The organism is Aquibacillus kalidii (assembly GCF_014280935.1).
Taxonomy (GTDB): domain Bacteria; phylum Bacillota; class Bacilli; order Bacillales; family Amphibacillaceae; genus Aquibacillus_D; species Aquibacillus_D kalidii.
Genome location: NZ_JACLZI010000006.1, coordinates 18,226 through 41,442, shown reverse-complemented (window position 1 = coordinate 41,442; position 23,217 = coordinate 18,226). Strand labels below are relative to the sequence as shown.

At 35.8% G+C, this 23,217-nt stretch carries 20 protein-coding genes and 6 tRNA genes; 4 read left to right on the top strand and 22 right to left on the bottom strand.

The window, feature by feature from the left end; all coding sequences use genetic code 11:
* Window positions 1-70: 70 nt before the first annotated feature.
* The 12 genes from H7K77_RS00630 to H7K77_RS00575 form a co-directional block, all read right to left on the bottom strand.
* Entirely contained in the window at window positions 71-1,090 is a 1,020-nt protein-coding gene (locus H7K77_RS00630) for a PstS family phosphate ABC transporter substrate-binding protein (RefSeq protein ID WP_186575775.1), read from the bottom strand.
* A 544-nt stretch (window positions 1,091-1,634) separates the two neighbouring features.
* Entirely contained in the window at window positions 1,635-3,776 is a 2,142-nt protein-coding gene (locus H7K77_RS00625; protein WP_186575774.1) for a peptidoglycan D,D-transpeptidase FtsI family protein, read from the bottom strand.
* A 76-nt stretch (window positions 3,777-3,852) separates the two neighbouring features.
* The gene (locus H7K77_RS00620) at window positions 3,853-5,130 is read right to left on the bottom strand and encodes an MFS transporter (RefSeq protein ID WP_186575773.1); all 1,278 of its coding nucleotides are present in this window, start codon (window positions 5,128-5,130) and stop codon (window positions 3,853-3,855) included.
* 113 nt (window positions 5,131-5,243) lie between these two features.
* Complete coding sequence (gene sodA, locus H7K77_RS00615) at window positions 5,244-5,855, bottom strand: superoxide dismutase SodA (protein WP_186575772.1); 612 nt, start codon at window positions 5,853-5,855, stop codon at window positions 5,244-5,246.
* A gap of 262 nt (window positions 5,856-6,117) precedes the next feature.
* Window positions 6,118-6,193 (bottom strand) — tRNA-Phe (locus H7K77_RS00610).
* A 46-nt stretch (window positions 6,194-6,239) separates the two neighbouring features.
* Window positions 6,240-6,332: transfer RNA gene (locus H7K77_RS00605), tRNA-Ser, on the bottom strand.
* Window positions 6,333-6,346: 14 nt separating this feature from the next.
* Window positions 6,347-6,423: transfer RNA gene (locus H7K77_RS00600), tRNA-Ile, on the bottom strand.
* An 11-nt stretch (window positions 6,424-6,434) separates the two neighbouring features.
* Window positions 6,435-6,510: transfer RNA gene (locus H7K77_RS00595), tRNA-His, on the bottom strand.
* 20 nt (window positions 6,511-6,530) lie between these two features.
* A tRNA-Met gene (locus H7K77_RS00590) sits at window positions 6,531-6,607 on the bottom strand.
* Window position 6,608: 1 nt separating this feature from the next.
* Window positions 6,609-6,683, bottom strand: a tRNA-Asn gene (locus H7K77_RS00585).
* A 225-nt stretch (window positions 6,684-6,908) separates the two neighbouring features.
* Entirely contained in the window at window positions 6,909-8,519 is a 1,611-nt protein-coding gene (locus H7K77_RS00580; protein WP_186575824.1) for a Na/Pi cotransporter family protein, read from the bottom strand.
* Window positions 8,520-8,753: 234 nt separating this feature from the next.
* On the bottom strand, window positions 8,754-9,395 hold the full coding sequence (locus H7K77_RS00575) for an NfeD family protein (protein ID WP_328700981.1): 642 nt from the start codon (window positions 9,393-9,395) through the stop codon (window positions 8,754-8,756).
* A 117-nt stretch (window positions 9,396-9,512) separates the two neighbouring features.
* On the opposite strand from H7K77_RS00575, the gene H7K77_RS00570 reads away from it, so the two are divergent.
* Window positions 9,513-9,911: a hypothetical protein gene (locus H7K77_RS00570; RefSeq protein WP_186575770.1), complete on the top strand. Its 399-nt coding sequence runs from the start codon at window positions 9,513-9,515 to the stop codon at window positions 9,909-9,911.
* Between the two features lie 161 nt (window positions 9,912-10,072).
* A complete protein-coding gene (gene ispG, locus H7K77_RS00565; protein ID WP_186575769.1) occupies window positions 10,073-11,173 on the top strand; it encodes a flavodoxin-dependent (E)-4-hydroxy-3-methylbut-2-enyl-diphosphate synthase in 1,101 nt (366 codons plus the stop codon).
* Window positions 11,174-11,205: 32 nt separating this feature from the next.
* Here ispG and H7K77_RS00560 read toward each other — a convergent pair whose 3' ends face one another.
* Both H7K77_RS00560 and H7K77_RS00555 read right to left on the bottom strand, forming a co-directional pair.
* Window positions 11,206-11,652, bottom strand: a complete 447-nt coding sequence (locus H7K77_RS00560) for a DUF4190 domain-containing protein (protein ID WP_222599148.1) — start codon at window positions 11,650-11,652, stop codon at window positions 11,206-11,208.
* Between the two features lie 89 nt (window positions 11,653-11,741).
* The gene (locus tag H7K77_RS00555; protein WP_186575768.1) at window positions 11,742-12,446 is read right to left on the bottom strand and encodes a transglycosylase SLT domain-containing protein; all 705 of its coding nucleotides are present in this window, start codon (window positions 12,444-12,446) and stop codon (window positions 11,742-11,744) included.
* 165 nt (window positions 12,447-12,611) lie between these two features.
* Between H7K77_RS00555 and H7K77_RS00550 the strand changes: the two genes are divergently transcribed.
* Entirely contained in the window at window positions 12,612-12,896 is a 285-nt protein-coding gene (locus H7K77_RS00550; protein WP_186575767.1) for a DUF2624 domain-containing protein, read from the top strand.
* A gap of 124 nt (window positions 12,897-13,020) precedes the next feature.
* On the opposite strand, the gene H7K77_RS00545 is transcribed toward H7K77_RS00550, so the two are convergent.
* Together H7K77_RS00545 and H7K77_RS00540 are read right to left on the bottom strand one after the other, a co-directional pair.
* Window positions 13,021-13,911 carry a deoxyribonuclease IV gene (locus H7K77_RS00545; RefSeq protein ID WP_328700979.1) on the bottom strand — a complete coding sequence of 297 codons (891 nt, stop codon included), beginning with the start codon at window positions 13,909-13,911 and terminating at the stop codon, window positions 13,021-13,023.
* A gap of 47 nt (window positions 13,912-13,958) precedes the next feature.
* Window positions 13,959-15,275: a DEAD/DEAH box helicase gene (locus tag H7K77_RS00540; protein WP_186575766.1), complete on the bottom strand. Its 1,317-nt coding sequence runs from the start codon at window positions 15,273-15,275 to the stop codon at window positions 13,959-13,961.
* A gap of 247 nt (window positions 15,276-15,522) precedes the next feature.
* On the opposite strand from H7K77_RS00540, the gene H7K77_RS00535 reads away from it, so the two are divergent.
* A complete protein-coding gene (locus H7K77_RS00535; protein ID WP_186575765.1) occupies window positions 15,523-16,467 on the top strand; it encodes a 4-hydroxy-3-methylbut-2-enyl diphosphate reductase in 945 nt (314 codons plus the stop codon).
* 325 nt (window positions 16,468-16,792) lie between these two features.
* On the opposite strand, the gene H7K77_RS00530 is transcribed toward H7K77_RS00535, so the two are convergent.
* The 6 genes from H7K77_RS00530 to dnaG form a co-directional block, all read right to left on the bottom strand.
* Window positions 16,793-17,908: a Nif3-like dinuclear metal center hexameric protein gene (locus tag H7K77_RS00530; RefSeq protein WP_186575764.1), complete on the bottom strand. Its 1,116-nt coding sequence runs from the start codon at window positions 17,906-17,908 to the stop codon at window positions 16,793-16,795.
* Window positions 17,883-18,611, bottom strand: a complete 729-nt coding sequence (locus H7K77_RS00525) for a tRNA (adenine(22)-N(1))-methyltransferase (RefSeq protein WP_186575763.1) — start codon at window positions 18,609-18,611, stop codon at window positions 17,883-17,885. The genes H7K77_RS00530 and H7K77_RS00525 overlap by 26 nt, the downstream gene beginning before the upstream one ends.
* Window positions 18,612-18,719: 108 nt before the next feature.
* Window positions 18,720-19,082, bottom strand: coding sequence for a cytochrome c550 (cccA, locus tag H7K77_RS00520; protein ID WP_186575762.1), 363 nt, complete (start codon window positions 19,080-19,082; stop codon window positions 18,720-18,722).
* Between the two features lie 158 nt (window positions 19,083-19,240).
* Window positions 19,241-19,777 carry a hypothetical protein gene (locus H7K77_RS00515; protein WP_186575761.1) on the bottom strand — a complete coding sequence of 179 codons (537 nt, stop codon included), beginning with the start codon at window positions 19,775-19,777 and terminating at the stop codon, window positions 19,241-19,243.
* Between the two features lie 123 nt (window positions 19,778-19,900).
* A complete protein-coding gene (gene rpoD, locus H7K77_RS00510; RefSeq protein WP_186575760.1) occupies window positions 19,901-21,022 on the bottom strand; it encodes an RNA polymerase sigma factor RpoD in 1,122 nt (373 codons plus the stop codon).
* Window positions 21,023-21,054: 32 nt separating this feature from the next.
* A complete protein-coding gene (dnaG, locus tag H7K77_RS00505; protein ID WP_186575759.1) occupies window positions 21,055-22,875 on the bottom strand; it encodes a DNA primase in 1,821 nt (606 codons plus the stop codon).
* Between the last annotated feature and the right edge of the window lie 342 nt (window positions 22,876-23,217).

Sequence of the window (23,217 nt, the reverse complement as noted above, 5' to 3'; positions counted from 1 at the left end):
ACGTAGGTGTAGGGCCAGACCTAGTATTGATTAGGGCTGACCCGTTTTCATCACCACTTAAACCAGATAATTATTTACCCGCTTTTTCTTTAATTTCATCTAATTGCTCTTGATATTTCTCTTCTGGTAATGCAACATATCCAACTTCTTCTGCAGCAGCACCAGCATTTTCTAATGTATATTTAGCAAAATCATAAACTTGTGGTTTATCTTTCATATAAGATACGTTCACATAAGTGAATAGTGGTCTTGAAAGTGGTGAATAAGAACCATCTTGAATTGTATCGCCATTAGGTTTTACTGGGTTACCATCACCATTATCTATACCAAGCACTTTTAATGAATCTTGGTTAGCAGCATAGTAAGCATAACCAAAGTACCCAATTGCATATGGATCACTCTTAATACCAGTAACTAATGTGTTATCATCTTCAGAAAGTGTTACACCTTCCCCTTCACGCATTGGCTTTTCTTCAAGGATTACTTCATTGAAATAATCAAATGTTCCTGAATCATGCCCTGGGCTATAGATTGTAATTGGTTCTTCTGGCCAGTCAGGATTTACATCTGACCACTTTGTTGCGCCACTATCAGCTAAGAATACTTTTCTTAATTCTTCTAGCGTAATATTTTCAAGGAAATCATTCTCTTGACTCACAACTACTGATAATCCATCATAAGCAAGCTCTAGTTCAACAAACTCAATACCATTTTCTTCAGCAGTTGCTTTCTCTTCATCTTTTATAGGACGAGAAGCGTTACTGAAATCAATTTCACCAACCGTAGATTTTTCAAATCCGCCACCAGAACCTGAAGAATTAAGTGTTGTTTTTACATCAGGTTGTACTTGGTTGTACTCATAAGTTAAGTATTCCATTATTGGTAAAACTGTTGATGATCCATCAATTGCAACAGGACCAGATAATGCTTCACTTTCTTCTGATTTTTCGGATCCTTCATTTGCACTTGCTTCATTTTTAGATTCTTCACTTTTTTCTGTGCCTTCCTCTTTTTCTGATCCACATGCTGCAAGAACTCCCATTACAAACATTAACAGTGCAGCTAGTGCAAATAATTTCATTTTCTTCATTTCTTTGTTCCCCCTACTAAATTGGTTTTTGATTTGATAAAGGCTTGTTCCTCTTTGCCTCACCTTTATAGTAACGCACAATTTTTAACTCAGAGTTAATTGAATGTAAAGGTTATGTAAATTTGCATAGAATTTTGTCGGAATGGGAACAATTATAAGTTATAAGAAATATTACTTGGTAAAAACAAACTTATATATTTAAAAACGGGTAATAAAGGAGAGGTGCTTGTAGCTGTAGTCATTATAGATTAAATTACAAAACTTACTTATTATGAGGGATTTTTAAGCTAGGGATCTTGTCTTCTTTTTAAGAAACTGTACTGACTAAATATGTAATTCTTAGTCGAAACAAGAACTTAAACCCTTTTCGTTTCCCTAGGGGCTAAGTTGTGTACAGTAGAAAATGCCATACCGTTTATATCTTGTACTAATCTTGGTTACTCTTATTTGGCTTGATTTATGGTAATTCCGTTTTGACTAATAAAGTGGAATTATTAAAAAAAGAAGAGTTTTAGGATTTCACCTAAAACTCTTCTTTAATTTGTTATTCTTCTTTAGTTTGCCCGTCTTCCTCTTGTTTGGAATCAGAGAGCAAGTCAGTGTCCACACCATTCTTAGCTCTTTCATCTTTTAACTCAAAATACTTAGCAATAATTTTCTTCCCTATTTCATGGTGAACTGCATATTGTGTATTTCCACCACCATTTTTCGGTACAACGATGGCAAAGGCAACTTCTGGATTATCATATGGAGCATAACCAACCAACGAGAGGTTTTCCGTATATGCCTTCATTTTCCCATCTTCATATTGAGGATTTTCTGCAGTTCCTGTTTTCCCAGCTACTTTATATTTCCGATATTCACCTGACCATCTTCCAGCAGCAGTACCCTGCGAACCATGGAAAACATTAATAAACCCTTGTTTAACACGTTCGATATATTTATCGTCAATTCCAATTTTATTCAGAACTTCTGTATTAAAACTTTTAACAACTGGTCCAAGTTGGCCTTTTTGTGGCTCGGCCTGTCTGATTTCATTAACCAAATGAGGACGGATCCGGTAACCATCGTTAGCTATAGTTGATACATACTGTACTAGTTGTAAAGTAGTATAAGTATCATACTGCCCAATCGCTAGGTCAAGTATTTTACCGGCAACCGTATCTTGCCCAACAACACCTGTTGCTTCATAAGGTAAATCTACACCCGTTTCAACCCCAAGTCCAAATTGATTAAAATAATTTCGCATTCTTTGAAAGGAATCCCAATCAAATCCTCGTAGTGGTTGATTGTATTGATAACTAGCACCACTCATTCGTAGAGCTATATTGAACATATAAACGTTAGACGACCTTTCAATAGCTTTAAGGTCGGAAGGATTGCCAAGGTTAGTCCATGATTCTTTTTTTGGTGTCCCAGCTATTTTAATCGCTGTATCTCTAATCGTTTCTCCTATATGAACAACACCCGAGTCGAAACCTGCTAATAGCGTGGCACCTTTTACGGCGGAACCAGGTTGATGTGCATCATAAATGACACGATAAGATTGATCCTTATATTCATTATCCTCACGATCATATCTTACACCAGACATAGCAAGAATTTCTCCAGTTTGTGGATTCATCATTGCAACAAGTGCATCTTCTAAATACCCATTATTATTCACTTTCCCCATAGCAGTCTTAAGCTCTTCTTGCACAATCTTATCTACAGCTTGTTGTAGTTCCATATCTAAAGTTAAAACAAGATCATTACCACTTTTACCCTGTACAACAATTTCTGATCCAACAACATTGCCTGAATTATCAGTAGTATATTGAACCTTTTCTTTTCTTCCTCTTAAGACACTTTCATATTGTTGTTCTAAACCGCTTGTACCGACTCGATCATTAAGACTGTACCCATGTGTTAAATAATAATCTCGATTCTCAAGTGGGATCCCCTTATCAGAGGTAGTAATTCCTCCGATAAAACTGTTAAAAGTTCCACCATATAATGGTTTCCTCTTCCAATCTATCGCTGCATTTATTCCTTGTAGTTCAGGTAAATGCTCTGCAACTTGCGCAAATTCCTCTTCTGTAATGCCTTCATTCAACACAACATGAGGGGATAACTCAAATGCTTGATCAAATTCTTTTTTTATCGCGATAACATTGAGTAGCTCATCTGTCCATTCTATTTCTTGTAAATCTTTATCCGTTATTTTATCAAGCATCACCTTATATTGTTCAGAGTTATCCAATTCTTTTTCCTTCTTAGTTAATCGTTCCTGAACCACTTTGGCATTCTGTAAGTACCAATATTCTTTCTTGTCTCTTTCCTTAATGTTATCCAATAATTCTTCTCTATCTTTAAACATAGTAACGTATTGCGCTAAATTTTCTGCAAGCTCTAAGCGTTTCGCTGCAGACTCTCCGTTCTTTGGCGGTGTATAAGTTATTGCTTTAACTGGTTCATTATCAAGAACTATCCGTCCAAACCGATCATACATTTTCCCTCTAGGTACTGGCTTTGTAGAAGGCGTATTCTCTGTTTTGTTAATTTCATTTTGTGCTTCTTCTCCATTCAATATTTGAACAACACCTAACTGTAATATTAATAAGGAAAAGAGCCCAAACACAAAAATAAACAATATATTTAAACGAAAGGGAAGTTGTGACTTTTTTTTCTTTTTTTTATCTCCCATTTACCCCACCCTTTGATATAAAAAATTCACATGTATACTAATTATATCATTTTGCAGTAGTTACTACTAGCCACTTTTAACGGTTTTCATGATCCGCTATTTCATTTCCAAGAGGTACTTTATTTTCTTTTTCCCTTGGCGTCCCATGGAGCTTTATTCCTTTAACAAAAAAGTAAATAATAAAATGTCCTGCTCCTAGTGTCATCAGCAAATATGGTATAGATGCTTCGGGGGAGAAAAAGGTAATCGCAAGTAAAAAAATGGCAATAGAGGATACCCGTCCTAAATTGACAAATATTTCTCTTACTACAATATATTCAATTCTCATTTCGGCTGCTTTCCAACCCTTACCAATCACATCAAATGTCATGGAAGCATATGGGACGGTAAATATTGGATATGATAATCCAATAATTGCACCATAAATGAGGAGTGTTGTATAACTCATGTTCGTCAAGATTAGAAAAACAGCTAAATATAAAGAGAGACCCCCGACAAAGATTGCTCCTTTTCGCATATGTGGCTTTATCATCTTAGTAGCTAGTAGATAGAACACAAATGAAAACCCTGAAAAAATAAGATTAAAGGTTCCAAGTGCTAATTCACTTTGGGTCGTAATAAAAACCCAAATAGAGATGACGAAGACAAAAATCCCTTCTCGTAAGCCCTGAAAGGTATGCGCATAAAGTATCCTTTTCCAGTCTTCATTATGCTTTCTTTCTTGAAGTATTCTTCTAAACGTAAAATTTCCCTCAGCAGACCTTCTGTTAAGAAAGAACGTACTTGCAACAGCGAGCGCAAAAAGAATAAAGGAAATAGTGAAAATAATCGTGTATCCTGTGAAATTAGCTAGCCTGGAAATAATATACCCGGCTAATACTGGACCTATCATTCCTCCAAAGGATTGCATCAATCCCATAAACCCATTAAAAAAATCCCTTGTCTCTGGCTCTGTCACTTCAAATGTCAACACATTGAAGGCAAGCCAGTAAAATCCATAACCTATACCTAATAAAGCACCTAATAGCATATTGTACTTACTAGCACTTTCTCCCACTATTAAGACAGTCATGTAAAATAGGGATAAAAAAGCAACCCCTAATCGTAATACAATTACTCGGTCGACTTTTTTAGCCCATCTCCCGGCCAATATAAACGTAAGAGGCTGCATGATATACACAGAGATATTATATAAAGCAATGTCTACATATTCTCCTGACTGTTTCCACAGATAAATATTAACAAATGTATTTGATAAAAATGTTGCTAAGGCATATAATCCACCGATAGTAAGAAGTAGCTTCAAATCTCGATCTATTTCTATATCACCCAGTACTTTTAGTTTATTTTTCATAATCTCCAGTCTCCTTTTCCATTCTACACATTAGTGTTTTCAAATTGACTGGAGATATTCAATTAGAAAAGCATAAAAAGGGATCCTACCAAAAAGTAGGATCCCTTAAAACATTATTTTGCAGCTTCGTAAAGCTTTGAAACCTCATCCCAGTTAACTACATTCCAAAATGCTGAAATATAATCTGGACGTTTGTTTTGATATTTTAAATAGTATGCATGCTCCCATACATCAAGGCCTAAGATAGGTGTCTTTCCTTCCATAACAGGGTTGTCTTGATTTGGAGTACTTGTTACTTCAAGCTCACCGTTATTAACTACTAACCAAGCCCATCCAGATCCAAAACGACCTGCACCAGCTGCTGCAAATTCCTCTTTAAATTTATCAAAGCTACCGAATTTAGCAGAGATTTTATCAGCTAAATCTCCAGTAGGTTCCCCACCACCATTTGGAGATAGGAGCGTCCAAAATAAACTATGGTTAAGATGGCCACCACCATTGTTACGAACAGCAGTACGAATAGATTCTGGTACACTGTCTAAATTAGCAAGAAGATCTTCTAATGATTTACTAGCTAAATCATCTTTCCCTTCTAATGCACCGTTCAATTTTGTAACATACGTATTATGGTGTTTCGTATGGTGGATGTTCATTGTTTCTTTGTCAATATGCGGCTCCAACGCGTCATATGCATAAGGTAATTCTGGTAATTCAAATTTTGCCATTATTTATTCCTCCTTAGAAATTATATGTAAGAAACATTTCAAACCACTATGTTTCCCTTTAAGGAAAAGAGTACCAAAAAAGCCAACATACTTGCAACTGTTACGCATTAAGAAATTCTTTTTTCATTAACATCTACAGAAAACAAAGACATTTAATATCTGTGGTGCCAATAAGATTAAAATACATGTATTCAAACCCTTAATAAGCTATCATTTAATAAATAAAATAAAAAAACAAGATCTAATAGATACTTGTTTGAAATGGTGGCTCGGGACGGAATCGAACCGCCGACACACGGATTTTCAGTCCGTTGCTCTACCGACTGAGCTACCGAGCCATTTTTAATTTTCACAGTCATTTTTATTACTACATTAAATATGTAATGGCGGAGGAAGAGGGATTCGAACCCCCGCGAGCCGTGAAGCCCCTGTCGGTTTTCAAGACCGATCCCTTCAGCCGGACTTGGGTATTCCTCCGCAAAAATAAGATATGGTGGACCCTGCAGGACTCGAACCTGCGACCGATCGGTTATGAGCCGATAGCTCTAACCAACTGAGCTAAGGGTCCTAAATTTTAAATGGGGCGGACGATGGGGATCGAACCCACGCATGTCGGAACCACAATCCGATGTGTTAACCACTTCACCACGACCGCCATTTTATGATTGAATTATATGGTAGCGGCGGAGGGGATCGAACCCCCGACCTCACGGGTATGAACCGTACGCTCTCGCCAGCTGAGCTACACCGCCATGGCTCCACAGGTAGGACTCGAACCTACGACCGATCGGTTAACAGCCGATTGCTCTACCACTGAGCTACTGTGGAATAATAATCATTTTCTCATTTAATAACTTTAGCGACAAATAATAATATAGCATGTTCGAATTAACAAGTCAACACATTTTTTTAAATAAATAATGTGAAAAACACACAACAAAAATAATATAGCACGTACGGACTCGGTATTCAAGCCTATTTAGGCTTTTTTATAAACAAATCACCAGAATAGATAAAGGAGCTTCGATTATTTAATCGAAGCTCCTTAGTTTATTACTTTTTCTCGCCCAAAACTTCCTCAGCAATATTTACTGCGTGATCACCAATTCGCTCTAAGTTACTGATGATATCGACATAAACAATACCTGCTGTTCCAGAACAAGCACCTTCATTCAATCGAATGATATGCTTTTTACGATATTTTCTTTCCATTTTATCAATTTGATCCTCTTTTTGAACAACAGCTAACGCGGCCTCGCGGTCCATATTGTCTAATGAAGAAATTGCTTGTTTCACTGTTACAATGGTTAAGTCAAACATTTCGTTTAAATCAATCATTGCCTGTTCTGTAATTTCGACTTTGTTTGATATTCTATAATTAACTAGCTCTATAATATTTTCAAAATGGTCACCAATTCGCTCTATGTCACGAACAGAATCCATTAATGTAGAATGTTTTGTACTTTCTGCTTCTGTAAAAGATGTACCCGAAAGCTGCACTAGATACTCTGTAATTTCTCTATCTAAATTATTCAGAGCACCTTCTATTTGCAGTGCGTGGTCAGCATGTTTCTGGTTCATGTTATTTAAGTATTGACTGGTTGATTCCAGACCTTGATATGCGTATTCACCCATGCGTATTACTTCAGCTTTCGCTTGGTCTAACGCTACTGATGGGGACTGTTCAATAAATATAGGGTCTAAATGTTTTGGTTTATATTCAACCACCACATCTTGACCAGGAATCAACTTCGTCACAATATACGCTAAAGCTCCAATAAAAGGAAACTGGATAATTGTATTAGCTACATTAAAGCTACCATGTGCAAAAGCTATTGTCATTTCATTATCTAAATTCAAAGTTTGCTGTAAATATTCGACATATAAGGTGAATGGATATAGTAATAATAGGAAAACGATAGCACCGATCACATTAAAAATAACATGGACAAAAGCTGCACGTCTTGCACTTATACTAGTACCAATAGCCGCTAAAACAGCAGTTATAGTTGTTCCGATATTATCTCCAAATAATACTGGTAAAGCTGCATCTAATTTCATTAAACCTTGTCCAAATAATTCTTGAAGTATTCCGATAGTTGCACTAGAACTTTGAACAATTACGGTAAACAACGTACCAATAACTACACCTAGTAAAGGATTTTCACTCATACTTAGTGTAAGGTCTGAGAAAGCCTCTAAACTTCTAAGAGGTTTCATCCCACCACTCATCGTCTCTAAACCGACAAATAGTGCCCCAAGACCAAATATTGTTTGTCCTATACTAGCAACACGTTTATTTTTAAAGAAGAACAGAAGGAACGAACCGAGCGCTATAATTGGCAATCCATATTCTTTAATATCAATACCAATTATAAATGCAGTCATAGTGGTACCAATATTCGCACCCATAATAACACCAATAGCTTGTCTAAATGACATGAATCCAGCATTTACAAGACCGACTGTCAGTACCGTAGTGGTAGAGCTACTTTGCACTAACGCTGTAACTACCGCCCCCGATATAACACCCATAAAAGGATTTCTTGTAAAACGATCCAGAAGATCTCTTAGTTGATCCCCAGCAGTTTTTTGTAGGCCATCTCCCATATATTTTAAACCGAAAAGGAAAATACCTAGACCACCGATGAATTCAAATATCATCTGTTGAACATCAACATCAGCCACGTTTTCAACCCCTCATTACATTTTGTTTTTTATATATATTAATAACACCTTTTCCATTATTAAGATTTTGGACCCATTTGTAAAGAATTTTCGCATTTTCTTTACATTAAATTTACAAACTTTTTATTTTTTTCATCATTTTTCGCTACACTTCGACTTCGATTCATTAAAAAAAGTATTGCTTTTTAAGCAATACTTTTGTTTTCATTGTTATTGTTTATCAGATTCAACTTTTGATACAAGAATTTTAGTTCCATCTACATAATCCACTTTTATATTAGTGCTTTGAGCTATCCACTGCCCATTTGTAATGGCACTATAGTTAGCATCCTCAATGTTAACAGTTCCAATAGGCCGCATATCTGTAAGAGTTATTCCTTGTTTACCAATGAGCTCTTTATAAGTTGCATTCATCGTATTATATCCTTTTTCTCCTGACAACTGATCCATTAGTGTTAGTCTCGTCCACATGTTCCTTCTTTTAAATACCTTAAGGAAAAAGAGAGAACAACTCCCTCCAATAATAATGCCAATTACCGCATAGAGCCCCGCAGTCCAATTCGGGGAACTAAAACTAACGGAAACAACCATACAGACAGCTCCAATTGTTGCCAAGGTCCCGTCATTTAAAAGTTTTCCATCAATAACGATCAGTATGAGACCTATAAAATAAATAAGTATCATAACGAAAAACATACTCGGATCCAGGTAAGATAAAAAATATATAGTTATAAAACCAAGTCCTAGAACACCAAAGATTCCTTTCGTGTTGACCAATAATTCACCAATAAGAAATAACGTTCCAAGTCCTACCATGACAAAACTTAACCAATCCGCAGATAAGCTAAACATTTCCATCACTCCTAAAATAAGTCCTCTTTATTATACGTCTTTTCTGTTAGAGAGGTTTCAAAAAAAGGATTTTCAAAAAAATGTAGAATTAATATATAGATAGGGGGTTTATGAATAGTGATTATACTGAAAAAAATAGGGCTTACTTTATTTGTTGTTCTCCTATTAGTTAGTATTTTTAAAGACCTAACAGTAGGGACTATTGTCAGAGAGACTGAAACCGTACAGGGTGCTTCGGAAAAGGATAATGAAGAGCAGCCTGTTGAGAAAAAAAACAAAAAAGCAGATGAGAATACAGAAAAAGAACAACAAAAAGAAACAAATAGATATAAAGTTGTCAGCAAAAAAGTTGCAGCCGGAGAAACAGTTTTATCAATCGTCGAAACCATAAATCCTGATGAAAACTCGTTGTTAATGAAGCAAATTATTTTAGATTTCGAAACACTAAATCCGGGTATAGATCCGCATCTAATAGAACCGAACAAGGAATATTATTTTCCTGCCTATAAGAATTAACAGTAAAAATTAAGTATTGTTACTTCTCATTTTAGCTTGTTACGATTATAATGAACAGTGGCACATAATAAGATTATTGCTTTGGGTTGTTTTTGTAGTACAGTGACTTCCTAAATGTAGAGAACTATAACTAGTTATTGATATAAAGGAGCGATTTACCTATGGCTTTAACGCATAGAAAAAATACTCGTCCAGTAAAAGTAGGAAATGTGATGGTTGGCGGAAAAGACGAGGTTGTAATCCAATCCATGACCACGACTAAAACGCACGATGTCGAGGCAACTGTAAAAGAAATACTTAGATTAGAAGAAGCTGGTTGTCAAATCGTTCGTGTAGCATGCCCAGATGAGCGTGCTGCTAATGCAATTCCTGAAATTAAAAAAAGAATTAATATTCCATTAGTTGTTGATATTCATTTTAATTATAAATTAGCTCTAAAGGCAATTGAAGGTGGAGCTGATAAAATTAGAATTAACCCCGGTAATATCGGAAAACGCGACAAAGTTGAAGCTGTTGTAAATGCAGCTAAAGCTAAAGGAATCCCGATTCGAATTGGTGTTAATGCAGGTTCTTTAGAAAGGCACATTCTTGAAAAATACGGCTATCCTACTGCAGATGGAATGGTTGAGAGTGCTCTACACCATATTAAAATTTTAGAGGATTTAGATTTTCATGATATTATCGTTTCTTTGAAAGCATCTGACGTACGTCTTGCAATTGAAGCATATGAAAAAGCTGCTGAAGTTATAGACTATCCGTTACACTTAGGAATTACTGAGTCTGGTACTTTATTTGCTGGAAGTATTAAGAGTGCTGCTGGGATGGGCGCTATCCTAAGTAAAGGAATAGGAAGTACAATGCGTATTTCCTTGAGCGCTGATCCAGTTGAAGAGATAAAAGTGGCAAGAGAACTACTAAAAACCTTTGGATTAGCGTCTAATGCTGCCACTCTAATTTCATGCCCAACATGTGGTAGAATTGAAATTGACCTAATTAAAATTGCGAACGAAGTGGAAGAATACATTTCAACTATAAAAGCTCCAATTAAGGTAGCAGTTCTTGGATGCGCAGTGAACGGCCCAGGAGAGGCTAGGGAAGCGGATATTGGCATTGCTGGCGCAAGAGGAGAAGGGTTATTATTTCGCCATGGGGAAATAATACGTAAAGTTCCTGAAGAAATAATGGTAGATGAACTCAAAAAAGAAGTGGACAAAATTGCAAAAGAATATTTAGAAAAGCAAGAACAAGAACAAAATATCTAAAAAAAGCTGGCTAAAGAGCCAGCTTTTTCTATCTAGACAAATGGTGCTATGAACATAGTGATAATGATTGAAATGGCACCAGCAATAATCGCTGTGTTACCAAGTGTATCCGCACCTCGACGTTTTGCAACAAAACCAAATATTATCCCTGCAGCCCCCATTATTACGGGCCAAACAAAAAACGATAATAAAGATAAAATCACGGCTAACCACCCAAAACCGGTTTTTACTTCCGATTTCATTTCTGTTCTTGGTTCGCCTGTGGTCATTGGTCTGTTGAATTCGTCAGCAGTAAGTTCTTGGGCAAACTCTGCTTCCCTCTTATATGCTTCATCAAGGGAATAAAGCTCTTCGTCTTCTACAACAGGGGGAATATTTCTTCCTTGCTGTGTATAGTTTACGATATCAGGCTCTTCTCCCCCAATTTTTGGGGCCTTTTCGACTTCTTCGTCTCTTGTATTACGATACGATTTGTCCATCGTTGAAACCCTCCTTTGTCGAGGTGCTTTTATAGTATATGGACTATCAAGAAATACTTACACGGCACATTTTTCTACTCTTGGAAATATTAATTAATAGTGGCCACGGATTGATATTTTTCTGCATTTCTCTGTATCCGAGTAGCGTATTTACTTTTTGCATGACCATTTTTTTCTTTATATTGCTTCATACCACCCATTCCACGATGATACGCAGTTAGAGCTTCATTCCAATTTCCATATCTCTCCTTTAGAAAATCTAGATAAACTAAGGATAATTTCATCGAATAATACGGATCAAATAACAATTCATCTTTGTATGGCATGTTTGCCATATCGGCAATCCATGGAGCGGTATTTCTCATAAACTGAGCCATACCGTACGCCTGTCCATATTTAGTTTTAGGACCAATTAAATCAGGATCAAAAGTCGCCCCTGTTTCTACTTTTAATAATTCATAGGCAATAAAAGGATCAATTTGATATTTTGCTGCTTCCTTAACAAGGAAGATGCCCCAACTTTGTTTAAAGTTTCCATCACTGTCTTTTTCCATCTCAGCAGATATGTTTACGTATTTGGACCAATTTTTATACCCCTTCGTTTCTTTCGGCGTCGGTAATTCAGAATAACTTTCTGCAGCTTCTAGCCGCTGATTTTCATTCAATAACTCTTGATTTTCAGCCTCCAAAGACTCAACCTTGCTTTGATATTTATCTATCCAAACATATCCTATATAATTTACTATGACTACTAGCGTTACCACGGCTATATTTAATTTTTTCAAACATAACACTCCTTCTAGTCCGTGCTTTAACTGTTCTCTTATTTTACTTTTACCTCAGCACAACATATTAAACATTTTATATCTAACATGCAAATAATCGACTTCAACAATCACAGAATCTTTTCATCATACATACGATACAATGTCTAATACGTTCTAAGGGAGACTAACACTATGAATAGTTTTATAAAGGGAATGATCAACAAGAAGTTAAAAAATGTAAATCCAAAAGAATTGCTTGAGTATAGTAAGCAATATCAGATCCCTATCTCGGAAAAGCAAGCAAATCAAATCTCTTCATACTTAAGTAATACAAATTTAGATCCTCTAAGTGAACAAGACAGGATGAAGCTGTTTAAAAAACTAGCACAATTAACCGACTTAAAAACTGCTCAACAAGCTCAAAAGTTATTTAATAAGCTAATCAAAGAGCACGGTGTTGAATCCTGGTTTAAGTAGTCTGAGTAAGTACAAAAACACTTATAGTCGACAAAATAACTAAACTATAACTAGACAAAGGAAGCTTTCTTAATCCAAATTCCAGGCATAAAAAAACTCACAAGCAGAAAGCTTGTGAGTTTTTTTATTGATTCATTATTTTATCCTTCAAGTCAGTCACAAAAGATTTATCTTTTAACATTTCTATCTCAAACTTGTACGGAGGTTTTTTGTTCTTTTTATCCTCTCCGACAAACGGTGTTTCTAAAATTTTTGGTAAATCAACTAGCTGAGGATGGTGGACAACGTATCTTAGTGCATCATATCCAATATGACCAAACCCTATATTTTCATGTCTATCTTTTTGGGCACCAGTTACATTTTTACTGTCATTTACATGAATAACTTTTATCCGGTCAATTCCAATGATACGATCAAACTCGTCCAAGACACCGTCAAAATCATTGACTACGTCATAACCTGCGTCATGGATATGGCACGTATCCATACAAATGGACAGTTTATCATTATATTTTACACCATCTATAATCCTTGCTAATTCATCAAAAGAACGACCAACTTCAGATCCTTTACCAGCCATAGTCTCTAACGCTATTTGTACTTCTTGTTCAGCATAAAGCACTTCATTCAATCCTTCGATAATCTTTGCTATGCCTTTTTCAGCACCTTCCCCGACATGAGCACCTGGGTGTAAAACGATTTGTTTTGCACCTATTGCAGCCGTTCTTTCTATTTCACTTCTTAGAAAGTTAACCCCTAGTTCAAATGTAGCAGGTTTAGTAGAATTACCAATATTTATAATATAAGGGGCATGTACTACAATTTCCTCTATATTATTTTCTTTCATATGTTGTAAACCAGCTTCTATATTTAATTCTTCAATTGGTTTTCTTCTCGTATTTTGTGGCGCTCCTGTATATATCATAAATACATTGGATCCATAAGATGCTGCCTCCTCACTAGATCCTAATAACATTTTCTTTCCACTCATTGACACATGTGAACCTATTTTCACGTCGGTTTACCCCTCTCACACTTTTTCCTATCTATTTTATCATATTATCAGCGATTATTCGGATTGTTATTTCGTTTTAACTTACGTTTTGCTTGATCTTTCTGGTACTTCATTTTTCGTTTATAACCAGGCTTTACTTTTTTAGGCTTACGAACTCGTTTCCATGCTTCTTTTTCAATATTCGATTCCGTTTTCTTTCTTTTATTTCTTTCATTCCAAGCCTTTGTTTCTTTCCACTCTCCATTAACTACATCGTAACTTTGGAACACCAATCCCTTTTGCTCTAATTTCTCAACAAGAGGTAGGTCATCATCACTATAAATATTAATTGCAATACCTTCCATACCCGCCCGAGCTGTACGACCTACTCTGTGAACATAAAAATCTTCTTCTTTCGGCATTTGAGCATTAATAACATGACTTACACCTTTTATATCAATTCCACGAGCAGCAAGATCAGTAGCTACGATATATTGATAACGCAAATTCTGGATATCCTTTAACACTCTTTTTCTTTCTCTTGGATTCAGCCCACCGTGAATTAGACCTACTTCCAAACCTTTTTCATTTAAGTCTCTAGCTAGCTGATTAGCTAATTCCTTTCCATTCGTAAAAATAATCGCCAAATAAGGCTGAATAGTCTTTGAGATGCGATGAATCATTTCAGCGGTATCACGGTGACGTAAAGGCACTAAACGGTGTTCCATTTTTTCAGGTGCTAATTTGTCATGTATTTTGAAATAGGATGGATTTTCCAAATACTTCTTTAAAAAGGGTTGGAGTCTTTCCGGTATAGTAGCAGAGAATACCATTAAATGGATCGAGGGATTTGCACGAACTAATATTTGGTCTACTTCTTTAATCAAACCAAGATCCAACATTAAGTCTGCTTCATCAACAACAAATGAGTTTGCAGAATATATGTCAAGCGCTCCTTCTTCTACAAGGTCATAAATTCTACCTGGTGTTCCCACCACAATATGTGGTTGCTCCCTCAACTTTTCAATACTACGTTTTTTATCTGTTCCACCAATTAGTAATTTAGATGTCCATTCCTCTTCTTTATTGGCAAATTTAATTATCTTCTTTATCTCATCATAAATTTGAGAAGCCAATTCTCTTGTTGGAGATGTTACAACAAATTGTACCTTTGCTTCATCCGTATTCATTTTGCTCATCAAGGGCAATAGAAAAGAGTGGGTTTTCCCAGAACCTGTTTCAGATTGTCCAATAATGCTTTCACCTCTTAGCACTGCAGGGATTACCTGATGCTGAATAGGTGTTGGCTCATAAAACTCTAATTTATCAATTACCTCATTTATGATAGGTTTAAGAGCGAATTGTTTAAATAAATGGTTTTCCATGTGTATTACTCCTTCTACGTGCATAATTCTTTCTTACCTATTATAGGGTAGACTGCCATAAATTGCACACTGATTCATATAATTAATTAGTAATAGCTCGTATAATTCCTTTGTCAACTTATAGTTTTACCTATATAATGAAAGTAATGCGCAAAAAATCTTAATCTATGCGACCTAACATTTGCGTAAGGAATAGGATTTAATTTTATTATTATAAAGACATAGAATTTTTAGAGGGGGATTCGAAATGGAAGTAATTAAAATTGCTCCAAGAGGTTATTGTTATGGAGTAGTAGATGCGATGGTTATTGCACAGAATGCAGTAAAAGATCCAAATCTACCCCGTCCAATATATATACTCGGGATGATTGTACACAACTCCCATGTAACAGAAGCATTTGAAAATGAAGGTGTCGTTACACTTGATGGTAAGGATAGAGCTGAATTACTAGAGGAAATTCAAGAAGGTACAGTTATTTTCACAGCTCACGGTGTATCACCAGAAGTGAAAGATAGAGCAAGGGAAAAGGGATTGACTGTACTCGATGCAACATGTCCGGACGTAACACGGACCCATGACTTAATTCGTGCTAAAGTAAAGGAAAACTATGAAATTGTGTATATAGGGAAAAAAGGTCATCCTGAACCTGAAGGCGCTGTTGGTGTAGCACCTGGTCATGTTCACCTCGTTCAAACGGAGGAAGATGTTAAAAAGTTGAATATCGAAAGCGACAAAATACTAGTAACAAACCAGACTACAATGAGTCAATGGGATGTTTATGACGTCATGCAAAAAGTCAAGGAAATGTATCCACAAACAGAAATGATACAAGAGATTTGTATGGCTACCCAAGTTAGGCAGGAAGCTGTTGCAGAACAAGCTAAAGAGGCTGACCTTACCTTAGTAGTAGGAGATCCTAGAAGTAACAATTCTAACAGATTAGCACAAGTGTCAATGGAAGTTGCAGGAACTGTTGCATACAGGATTGCTGATGTGTCTGAAATTGATTTAGAATGGTTGCAAGGGGTTAATAAAGTGGCAATTACAGCTGGGGCATCTACCCCAACTCCCATTACTAAAGAAGTAATCAAATTCATAGAGAACTATGATTTGAATAATGAAGAAACGTGGAACAAGGAATCTAAAGTGGCACAAAATAAAATTTTACCAAAAGTTAAAGTCAAAAAATAACAAGGATGAGGAGAAACTCCTCATCCTTGTTTATTTCCATTCTAAATACGTAATAGAGATAAACTCTCCAGTAACTATATTCTTTAATTAACTGAGTGCAAATGCGACGCTGTGGATTGTGAATCGAAAGGAATTCTAACTTCGATAATTAGATAAATATCAAGAATTCTCTATGCGAAATTAGAAAAACAATAAGAATTCGCTTTGTTAAAGGGCAGCTAACGTCGTGAAATTAGAAAAAACATAAAAATTTGCTTCGTAATATTGCCTATCCAATTTCTTACTGGTGAGTCTATGGAAAATTTGCATTAAGCCTGATACTCTCTTATAAAAATTGAAATGGTTCTGTGTTAGAAGAAGAGATGAGTACTTCTACATTTGTATCCTTGACGAATGGATCCAGGTAGTCTTTTACTCCCTGTTTCATAACCTTTTCAACATGATGACCTGGATCTATAAGATTTAAACCCATTTGCCAAGCATCCTGAGCGTCATGGAATGTCAAATCACCAGTTAGATACACATCAGCACGTGCTTTAATAGCTGCTTGGATATAATCTTCACCGCTTCCACCCAATATAGCAACCCTCTGAATTTCTTGATTCAGATCCCCAGTAACACGTAAGGTTGGAACATCTAATTTTTCCTTAACATGATCACAGAACGCTTTTAGTTTCACTTTATTCTTAAGCACCCCTACTCTCCCTACGCCGATGTTATTCCCTTTATTTTCCAAACGGAGCAGATCATAAGCAACTTCTTCGTAGGGATGGACCTCACGGATGATCGATAATATCGAATTAACTTGTTTTTTCGTAATTAAAGTTTCTACTTTCGCTTCCTTTACTATCTCTAATTTTCCTTTATTTCCTATAAAAGGATCAGCACCCTCTAACGGCTTAAAACTGCCAATTCCTTGAGTCTGAAAACTACAATGACTGTAATTACCAATATGTCCAGTACCAGCGTTTCCAATTGCTTGTTTTAATTGTTCAGCATGTGTTTCTGGAACATAAACCACTAACTTAAACAATTGCTCTGTTTCTGATGACACTAGCACTTCAGTATTGTGAACGCCTAACCGTTTGGCAAGCATGTCACTAACACCACCATCAACTATATCTAAATTGGTATGAGCGGCATAAACCGTTATATCGTGTTTCAATAGTTTTAATAATATTTTACCTTTAGGATCGTCAATATTAATCTGTTTAAGAGACTTAAATAAAACTGGATGGTGAGCAATAATTAAATCTACATCCTTTTCAATTGCTTCATCTACAACTGACTCCATGACATCGAGTGTTACCATCACTTTATTTACAGGTTTATTTAAGGTCCCCACTTGAAGACCAACGTTATCCCAGTCATAAGCTAAATTCTTCGGTGCCCATTGCTCGAAGTAATTTATTAGTTCACTGGCTAGAATATCCTTGCTCATTACTTAGTACCTCCTGAATCACTTTAATTTCATGCTCAAAATGACTAATTTTTCTCCAGTCTGGAAACTTAGCCTTTTTCATTTGTTCTAAAGCATACTCTTTCTTTTCCTTTTCACTTTCCCATTTCCTTTTAAAAGGTTGCGGCTTTTCTAGGAGTAAGAATGGCCCAAACAGAAATTGGCTTTCTAAGTAAAACTCTGAATATATAGAATGATTTTGTCCTTTGTCTCCGACTAATATTTCATAAATATGTCCATCTTCTTCAATTATTCGTTCACTTGTAAGTTCATAGTTGTTTTCATAGAACCATTTCCTTACGACATTAGCATCAACATTAGGCTGAGCTATAATGCGGTTCACACTTGTTAATTTATCTTTCCCTTGTTCTAATATGTGTGAAATTAAGCCTCCACCCATACCAGCTATGGTCACCTCTGTCACTTCATCTTCTCTGAGGACAGATAAACCATCTCCTTTTCTAACTTCTATTTTATCAGCTAGTCCTAATTCCTCTACAGTACGTTTAGCACTTTGAAAGGGACCCTCATTCACCTCACCAGCAACCGCAATAGCTTGAGAGTCATTTAAACATACAAAACATGGTAAATAAGCATGGTCAGAACCAATATCTGCAAAACATGCAGCCTCTGGTAAAAATGAGGCAACTAGCTGTAAGCGTTGTGAAAGAGTCTTCTCATTCATTAAATTCGTCTGCCTCCTTTATGATAATTAGTAGTAGTTATATTTACAGCTATTATACCAAAAAAAATAAAAGCTTTCTGAAACACCAGAAAGCTTTTATTTACCCCTTTATTTCTTCTCTGCTAACCATTTTGCCAGAACTTCTGCTTCCTCTGGGGGAACAATTCCACCCATCATCGCAGTTCCTTCAATCCCGTTGTTAATAATATCAAGGATTTCTTCTTCTGAATATTTGCTTCCAACTTTTTGCAAGCTTGGTTGTCCACCAGAACCGCCACCTAAGTCAGTTCCATGACATCCAATACAGCTTTGTACAATTTCTTCAGGGTCACTAGATACAGTATCTTCCTGATGTTCATCCCCATTTGCAATTTTATCCTGTTGGTCAAGACCGACTATGGAAAGAACGATCATTGCAAGAATTCCCAAAACAGCAATAATAGCAAAAGGGATAACCGGATTTCTTTTCATGGTATAACGTCCTCCTTATGTAAACCCCTTGTCTCGAGGTAGTCCTACTTGATACTAATATACTATTAGTATCTGAACCATACTTTTATTAATATAAACAAAACCATCTTTATTTTACTTGAAAAAACTACTTTAGAAAAGGAAAAGTATCGAAAAAGTTACAAGATACTAAAAATGATCAACGTTATGACCCCTAAAACGGCTGCAATAGAGAGAAATACTAGCCTCTTCTTCCATCCAAGGTAAAACCAAATAGCACAATGAATGGTTGTTAAGATCATTAAATATATAGTACTAGAAAATATAAGGTTTGTAGTTTGAATAGTAGCTAGAAAAATAATTAATAAAAAAATTATCAGTGAATAGGATTCTTTTAAAGCCTTGGTATTACTGAAGAAACGGTAAAATAAAAAGGAAGCGGCTACAAAAATAATTAATAAGAGCATTTGCATTATCATGTTTGATTCAGTAAAATAAATGACAAGTAATGATAACGGTAGTAGTAAACTATTCGTTAAATAAAAGAAAACATGGATAGGGTTAAATCCTTTATTTGTTACAACATCGGTTGAATCATTTTCTTCTCCTTGAGTATATAGGGCAAGAAGAAAATCGCAGTAGTGACTAGGTAGAAGATGATGTTCTTTCCAATAATGAATTTCTTTGATGATAATATTTGTTCTATCATCAGACACAAGCTTCACCCCAAATCAAGTTAGAAAATAAGGCTTTATGTGTCACTAACCTTATTACTGACAAAAAAATGCACAGCCATTGCTATGTTAACAATGACTGAGCTAATTCGCTATTTAAATAATTTATTCCAGGAAATCTTTTAATCGCTTGCTTCTGCTTGGATGACGTAATTTTCTTAGAGCCTTAGCTTCAATCTGTCTAATACGTTCTCTTGTTACGCCAAACACTTTACCTACCTCTTCAAGGGTTCTTGTGCGGCCATCATCTAGTCCAAAACGTAAACGAAGTACATTCTCTTCACGATCAGTTAAAGTATCAAGAACGTCTTCTAGTTGTTCCTTTAAGAGTTCGTACGCTGCGTGATCAGATGGGGAAGTAGCTTCCTGATCCTCGATAAAATCACCTAGATGTGAATCATCCTCTTCACCAATCGGCGTTTCTAAAGAAACTGGCTCTTGCGCAATTTTTAGAATTTCACGTACTTTATCAGGAGTTAATTCCATTTCTTTACCTATTTCTTCTGGTGTAGGTTCACGGCCTAAGTCTTGCAATAACTGTCTCTGAACTCGAATTAACTTATTAATGGTTTCAACCATGTGAACCGGAATACGAATTGTTCTAGCCTGATCAGCAATGGCACGAGTAATTGCTTGTCTAATCCACCAAGTAGCGTACGTACTAAACTTGTACCCTTTACGATAATCAAACTTCTCAACAGCTTTGATGAGTCCCATGTTACCTTCTTGAATTAAGTCTAAAAATAGCATTCCTCTACCAACGTAACGCTTGGCAATACTTACCACTAGACGAAGGTTTGCCTCTGCTAAACGACGCTTAGCTTCTTCTTCACCTTCTTCAATACGCTTAGCCAAGTCAATTTCTTGAGTAGCAGAAAGTAAATCAACACGACCTATTTCTTTCAAGTACATCCTAACTGGGTCGTTAATTTTAATTCCTAACGGTACACTTAGGTCATTTAAATCAAATTCTTCTTCTTTCGACAGTTGTTGCATACTCGGATCCTCTTCTGAGTCACCAATAACTTCAATTCCCTGTTCACCTAGGTACTCATAATATTCGTCCATTTGGTCTGATTCCAATTCAAAATTGGACAAACGTTCTGCGACTTCCTCATAGGCCAGAACACCTCGCTTTTTACCTAGCTCTAGCAATTGTTCTTTGGCTTGTTCTAGCGTAAGCTCAGTCTCATTTTCTTTTGAACGTGATGGCTTGTTATTTGCCATGAGTGACCCTCCTTCCAAAACTTGCTTCTATCTCAATGATTTGAATTTTTTATCCTTTTCTGTATCTCAAGAATTTCCATACCTATTTGTGCAGCCTTTACAGGATCGTTTTGTTGTTCCGCCAGCTTTTGCTCTGCTCTCAAGCTTCTTATTTTGGCATGATCACTCTGTTCCGAAAGAATGATTCGAATATAATCATTAATTTCTTTGTCACTTATATCTTGTTGAACGGGTATCATGGCCAGTTGAACTACAGTCCCTTGAACAGTAGTCTGATGCAAAGTTTCAATAAAATGGCTTACATTTGGATCATTTCCTTCTTCATAAAAAGCATAAAGATGTGTAACTATTACTTTGTGCTCATCAATATTAAACGAGGCACCTAATTCATCTTTAACTTTATCAGCAATCGATCCGTCATGTATCATGTATGCAAGTAATTGCCTTTCAGCATTATGATATGCTGGCATTAATTTCTTTGTTGATTGACGAAAGTCTTTTATTACTTTAGTATGGCTATTTTGTTTTGGGTTATCCTGTTTTCCAACTATCTTTTGTCTACGTGATTGGATTTCTTGAGTTAGAGTTTCTATTGACAATTCAAACTCATTTGCTAACTCCCTTAGATAATGCTCTCTTTCAATTGGTCTTTCCATTAATGCTATTTCATCAATAACATGTTCCACATATTGTATGCGATCTCCTTCTAAATTTAGGTTATAATCTTTTCTTAAATACTTCATCATGAATTTCATGTAAGTATCACTTGCCTGTATAACCTCATTTTTAAAACGATCTGCACCATATGAAGAAATATATTCATCAGGGTCATACCCAATTGGTAGTTGCGCAACTTTCACATTACAGCCTACTTTTTTCAATAACTTTGCTGCCTTATAGGTTGCATTAATACCTGCATTATCTGCGTCATAGCAAATAATGACAGTATCAACATATCTTCTAAGCAATTTTGCTTGAGAGTCGGTAATCGAGGTTCCCAACGTGGCTACTCCATTTAATACTCCGGCCTTGTAGGCTGAAATAACATCAACATAACCTTCAAAGAGAACTGCAATTTCTTCTTTTCTAATTGTACTTCTAGCCAAGTCGAAGTTATACAAAAGCTTTCCCTTTTGAAATAACTCTGATTCTGGACTGTTTAAATACTTTGGTTTTTGATCGCTAATCGTCCTTCCACCAAAACCTACACTCTTTCCTATATGATTTCGGATCGGAAAAATTACTCTACCACGAAAGCGATCTAAAAACTCATTTTGATCATTTATGGTTAGTACTCCGGCTTTCACCATATTTTGTTTGTGAAACCCTTTTTTCTCTAAAAACTGTGCTATAAAGTCCTTTGTATTAGGTGCAAATCCCAATTGAAAAGTATCGATGATCTCATCGGTAAAGCCTCGTTCTTTTAGATAGCTTAGGCCTTCCTTGCCTTCTTTTGTATGGCGTAACAAATGATGATATAATTTAGTAAGCCATTCATATGCCTTCAGACTATCATGGCTATCTTTAGTTAAATTATCTTCTTCGTTTGAAACAGAATCTGGTAACTCTTGCCCGCTTTTTTCAGCCAAAAACTGAATAGCTTGATAGAAGGAAAAACCCTCGACTTCCATGACAAAAGTAACAACATTCCCCCCTTTTCCACACCCAAAACAATGGAATATTTGCTTGTCTTGAGTTACTGAAAAAGATGGTGATTTCTCAGAATGAAAAGGGCAAAGACCAAAATAGTTTCTACCTTGCTTTTTTAATTGAACATATTCTCCAACAATGTCTACAATATCGTTTGATCGCCGGATCTGTTCAATTGTTTCTTCTGGAATTTGATAAGGCATTTATATCACCGTATTTAATCATTATTCTATACAAAATAAGAAAACCCTTCACGATTCGACAATTTTTTTTACAAATTTTAAATTTTTTTTACAAAAAGCTAATACTAGTTATTCCTCTATAGCTGTCTTTGTAAACTTCCTTGTTTATATTTGTGGGTATAATCTTATAAGTAAGCTCAGATGTCGTAACTTTATGTAGATGTAGTAAGAAACTCCTGAAGAACACGATTCACCTTGTCTGTAACTTTTGGCTTAGTCACATATTCTACAAGAAGTAGCAAAATCCTTCTCTTTTTTAAATATTTTTCTATTCTGAATTTTTCCACCTATATAAAACGTTGA